Raw genomic sequence first — 4,751 nt, forward strand, 5'->3', positions numbered from 1 at the left:
GCCTCCAGGATCGCCGCGATCTCGGTATCCTGCAGCACGATCGGGTTGGTCTTCATGCTCGATCCCCGGCTGGACGCGACGACGCGCGGATGATCTCCCGGCGTGACGCCGAAACGGTCGAGCGTCGGCAGATCGAGCAGGCGCGTCCAGTCGTCGAGCAGCGCGACCAGCGCGTCCGCCGCCTCGGCATCGCCGCGCAACGCCTGGCCGGTCAGCAGGCGGCCCATCCGCGCATACCGGGCAAGGGCCGGGTGCCGCGGCTCCCGCTCCCGCAGTGCGCGGATGTTGACTGCGGTGGCGGCGGCAACCAGCGTGCCGCAGACCACCCCGTGCGGGACCGGGAAGAAGGCGCCCAGTGGCGACGCAAGCCCGTGCACGGATCCAAGCCCGACCTGCGCCAGAGTGATGCCGGAGAGTAGCGAGGCATAGGCCATCCCGGCGCGGGCATCCGCATTCCCGGCATCGCGGTACAGCGGCAGCAGGCTGTCGCGGGCCCGTGCCAGCCCATCCAGCGCGAGCGCGTCACAGAAGGGGTTCGCGCGCAGGGACAGGTAGGATTCCAGCAACTGGGTCAGGGCGTCCATCCCGTTGCCGGCGATCACCGTCGGCGGACAGGTGGCCAGAAAATCCGGATCCACGACCGCGTACTGGGCCACCAGGCGTTCGTCCCGGAACGACTTCTTGAAGCCGTCTGCGCCGTCGCGGCTCAGCACCGCGTTCTTGGTCGCCTCGGACCCGGTCCCCGCCGTGGTCGGCACTGCGATCAGGGGAACCGCCGGCCCGAGGTAGGGACGTTCCGGGCCCACCCCCTCGAGGTGATCCAGCACCGGGTTGCCCGGAAGCAGCAGGCCCGCGATCGCCTTGCCGGCGTCGAGCGCGCTGCCGCCGCCGATCGCGACCACCACCGAGATCCCGCGGTCGCGGTACCGCTGCACCGCGGCATCGATCGCCTCAGGCGAGGGTTCTCCCGAGATGCGGTGTCCGATCAGGTCCAGTCCTGCCGCGGCAAACCCGGCCTCGAGCTCGGCCCCGAACGGGCCCTGCAGCAGTGAACGGCTGCCGGTCACCAGCAGCACCCGGCGTCCGAAATCCGCCGCAATCCGCGGCAGCCGGTGCCGGACACCCGACCCGAACTCGATCCGGGGCAGACGCGCGATCGCAAATTCCATCGACATGGCAACCCTCCCTTCGTGCCGGCATCTACCGGGCCACTGGCGCTGAACAAGGCCATTCTGGCCTTTCCGGCGCACGCTGAGCTGCACGGACGGTTGGCAGCCTGCTCCAGGATCCGCGTTTCCCCAGAGCTCAGATCAGGCCCCGCTCCGCGAAGGACAGCGTCTCGTCGGCCACGATCACGTGGTCGAGCACGCGGACGTCGAGCAGACCCAGCGCCTCCTGCAGGCGCCGGGTGATGGCCTCGTCCGCATGCGATGGCTCCGCAACGCCCGAGGGATGATTATGGGCCAGGATCACCGCCGCGGCATTATGCTGCAACACCCGGCGCACGATCTCGCGGGGATGGACGCTGGCACCGTCGATGGTTCCCCGGAAGAGTTCCTCGAAGGCGAGCATCCGGTGCCGATTGTCGAGGAACAGGCAGGCGAAGACCTCGAATGGGTAGTCGCGCAGCCGTGCCGAGAGAAAGGCCCGGGTCGCGGCGGGCGAGGTGATCGCATCGCCCCTCGCCAGCGACGCGGCGAGGTGGCGCCGTCCCATCTCCAGCACGGCCTGCAGCTGCGCGTACTTGGCCGCGCCGAGACCGCGCGCCTTGCAGAAGGCGGCCTGGTCGGCCTGCAGCAGGGGGCGCAGTCCGCCGAAGTGACTGAGCAGTTCGCGGGAGATATCCACCGCACTCTTCCCGGCGACCCCGGTGCGCAGGAAGATCGCGAGCAGTTCGGCATCGGAGAGTGCCGCCGGACCGCGCAGCAGGAGCCTTTCCCGGGGACGCTCGTCCGCCGGCCAGTCGGATATCGCCATCACCACCTCCCTGTGGTCGTGTGTCCGAGGCCTCTTCTTTTACCACGTTTGCGAGAGGGGGGACAGGAAAGGGAACAGATTTCAAATCTGTCCCCCGAGGCCGTAAGCTTCGCCGATGGAGAGGCGAGCACAACCCAGGGTCCTGCTCGGCGTCGGGGGCGGGATCGCCGCCTACAAGGCCTGCGAGCTGGTGCGGCAGTTGCGCGATGCCGGCTGCGAGGTCCGGGTGGTGATGACCCGCGGCGGTGCCGAGTTCGTCACGCCGCTGACCTTCCAGGCGCTGTCCGGCCAGCCGGTCCGCGTGGGTCTGCTGGATGCCGAGGCCGAGAGCGGAATGGATCACATCGCGCTCGCCCGGTGGGCGGAGCGCGTGGTGATCGCACCCGCGACCGCCGACCTGATGGCGCGCCTGGCCGCGGGCCTCGCCGACGATCTGCTGACGACGCTGTGCCTGGCGACCGAGGCGCCGATCCTGCTCGCGCCGGCGATGAACCGGGTGATGTGGGAGCATCCGGCGACGCAGGCCAACCATCGCCTGCTGCAGCAGCGCGGCGTGCGGATGATCGGGCCGGAATCCGGCGGGCAGGCCTGCGGCGAGACCGGTGCCGGGCGCATGGCGGAACCACAGACGATACTGCACGCCCTGCTCGGTCCGGGATCCGGCCCGCTCACCGGCCAGCGGGTGCTGATCACCGCGGGTCCCACGCAGGAGCCGATCGATCCGGTGCGCTTCATCGGCAACCGCAGCTCGGGCCGGATGGGCGTGGCACTGGCCGCCGCTGCGCGGGACGCAGGCGCCGCGGTCCGTCTGGTACACGGCCCGCTGGGCGTCCCGCTGCCCGCCGGGGTGCAGGCGGTGGCGGCGGATACCGCCGAGGCGATGCACGCGGCGGTGCTGCAGCACCTCGAAGGCGTCGACCTCTTCATCGCCGCGGCCGCCGTGGCCGACTACCGTCCCCGGGCCCCGGCGGACCAGAAGCTGAAGAAGGACGCGCCCGGGATGACGGTGGAGCTGGTGCGCACGCCGGACATCCTGGCAGACGTTGCGGCGCGCCGGCCGCGACCCTTCGTGGTGGGCTTCGCGGCCGAGACCACGAACCTGCGCGAGAACGCCCGCGCAAAGCTGGAGCGCAAGGGCGCGGACATGATCGCCGCAAACGACGTCTCCGCGGGGCGGGCGATCGGCCGGCAGAAGAATTCACTGGCCGTTATCTGGACGGGTGGAGAGCGCCTGTTCCCCGAGCAGCCGAAGGACCAGCTGGCCCGCGCGCTGATCGAACTGATCGCCGCGCGCATGGCCGGCAACGCTGACGCCGACACGAACTGAAGCAGGGAGCCAGGAAATGCCCGTACCGGAAATCGCACTCAGGATCCTGGATCCCCGAATCGGCCGGGACTTCCCGCTGCCCCAGCCGGCGACCGGCGGCTCGGCCGGGGTGGACCTGCGCGCGCTGCTGGAGACAGATCGCGAACTGGCGCCCGGCGAGACGCTGCTGATCCCCACGGGCATCGCGATCCACATCGAGGATCCGGGCTACGCGGCGCTGATCCTGCCGCGCTCGGGACTCGGCCACAGGCACGGGATCGTGCTGGGCAACCTGGTCGGCCTGATCGACTCCGACTACCAGGGTCCGCTGATGGTCTCCTGCTGGAACCGCGGCGATCAGCCGTTCCGGATCACCGTCGGCGAGCGCATCGCCCAGCTGGTGATCGTGCCGGTGCTGCAGGCGCGGTTCATCGTGGTCGACGACTTCGCCGAGAGCTCCCGCGGCAGTGGCGGCTTCGGCTCCTCGGGCCGCCGCTGAGTGACCGGCTCGCGCTAGAATGCGCCCGTGACCCGCTACTCCCGGACCCCCCGATGGACATGAACTCCGCACAATCCGTCGCCCACGTGCTGATCGAGGCGCTGCCGTACATCCAGCGCTTCGCCGGCAAGACCATCGTGATCAAGTATGGCGGCAACGCGATGACCGAGGCCCACCTGAAGGCCGGTTTCGCCCGCGATGTGGTGCTGCTGAAACAGGTCGGCGTGAACCCCGTCGTGGTTCACGGTGGCGGACCGCAGATCGGCCAGCTGCTCCAGCGCCTGGGCAAGGTCTCCGAATTCGTGCACGGCCTGCGCGTGACCGACCGCGAGACCATGGAAGTGGTGCAGATGGTCCTCGGCGGATTGGTGAACCAGGAGATCGTCGCGCTGATCAACCACTTCAGCGGCAAGGCGGTGGGCCTGACCGGGAAGGACGGACAGATGATCCGCGCCCGGCCCCTGCGGGAGGTCAGCGGCCCCGACGGCATGACGGCGGTGGACCTCGGACTGGTCGGCGAGATCGAGAGCGTGGACCCGGCGATCGTGCACAACCTCGACCGCAGCGCCTTCATCCCCGTGATCGCGCCGATCGGCTTCGACCGCGACGGCAACGCCTATAACATCAACGCCGACACCGCTGCGGAAAAGCTCGCGGTGGTGCTGGATGCGGAGAAGCTCTTCCTGCTGACGAACACGCCCGGCGTGCTCGACGCGGAGGGCCAGCTGCTCCCCCGATTGACCGCCTCGGAGGTCGATCAGATGATCCGCAACGGCGTGATCCACGGAGGCATGATCCCGAAGATCCAGTGTGCGCTGGACGCGGTGCGCAGCGGCGTGACCGCGACCCATATCGTGGACGGCCGCGTCGAGCACGCGGTGCTGCTGGAACTGCTGACCAGCCAGGGCGTCGGCACGCTGATCAGCCGCTGACGCCTTGCGGCCTTCGGTAAGGCCCTGCCCGATCGCG

At 69.8% G+C, this 4,751-nt stretch carries 5 protein-coding genes; 3 read left to right on the top strand and 2 right to left on the bottom strand.

Annotated elements, in window-relative coordinates:
* Together ACESMN_RS10990 and radC are read right to left on the bottom strand one after the other, a co-directional pair.
* On the bottom strand, positions 1-1,175 hold a 1,175-nt coding region (locus ACESMN_RS10990; RefSeq protein ID WP_373053642.1), incomplete at its 3' end, for an iron-containing alcohol dehydrogenase.
* Positions 1,176-1,305: 130 nt separating this feature from the next.
* Positions 1,306-1,977, bottom strand: coding sequence for a RadC family protein (gene radC, locus ACESMN_RS10995; RefSeq protein ID WP_373053643.1), 672 nt, complete (start codon positions 1,975-1,977; stop codon positions 1,306-1,308).
* 115 nt (positions 1,978-2,092) lie between these two features.
* Between radC and coaBC the strand changes: the two genes are divergently transcribed.
* From coaBC to argB, 3 genes are read left to right on the top strand one after another with little or no spacing between them, the layout of a single operon-like run.
* A complete protein-coding gene (gene coaBC / locus ACESMN_RS11000) occupies positions 2,093-3,304 on the top strand; it encodes a bifunctional phosphopantothenoylcysteine decarboxylase/phosphopantothenate--cysteine ligase CoaBC (protein WP_373053644.1) in 1,212 nt (403 codons plus the stop codon).
* 16 nt (positions 3,305-3,320) lie between these two features.
* A complete protein-coding gene (gene dut, locus ACESMN_RS11005; protein ID WP_373053645.1) occupies positions 3,321-3,782 on the top strand; it encodes a dUTP diphosphatase in 462 nt (153 codons plus the stop codon).
* Between the two features lie 53 nt (positions 3,783-3,835).
* The gene (gene argB / locus ACESMN_RS11010) at positions 3,836-4,714 is read left to right on the top strand and encodes an acetylglutamate kinase (protein WP_373053646.1); all 879 of its coding nucleotides are present in this window, start codon (positions 3,836-3,838) and stop codon (positions 4,712-4,714) included.
* Positions 4,715-4,751 lie beyond the last annotated feature (37 nt).

The sequence above is a fragment of the Thioalkalivibrio sp. genome, assembly GCF_041690275.1.
Taxonomy (GTDB): domain Bacteria; phylum Pseudomonadota; class Gammaproteobacteria; order Ectothiorhodospirales; family Ectothiorhodospiraceae; genus Thioalkalivibrio.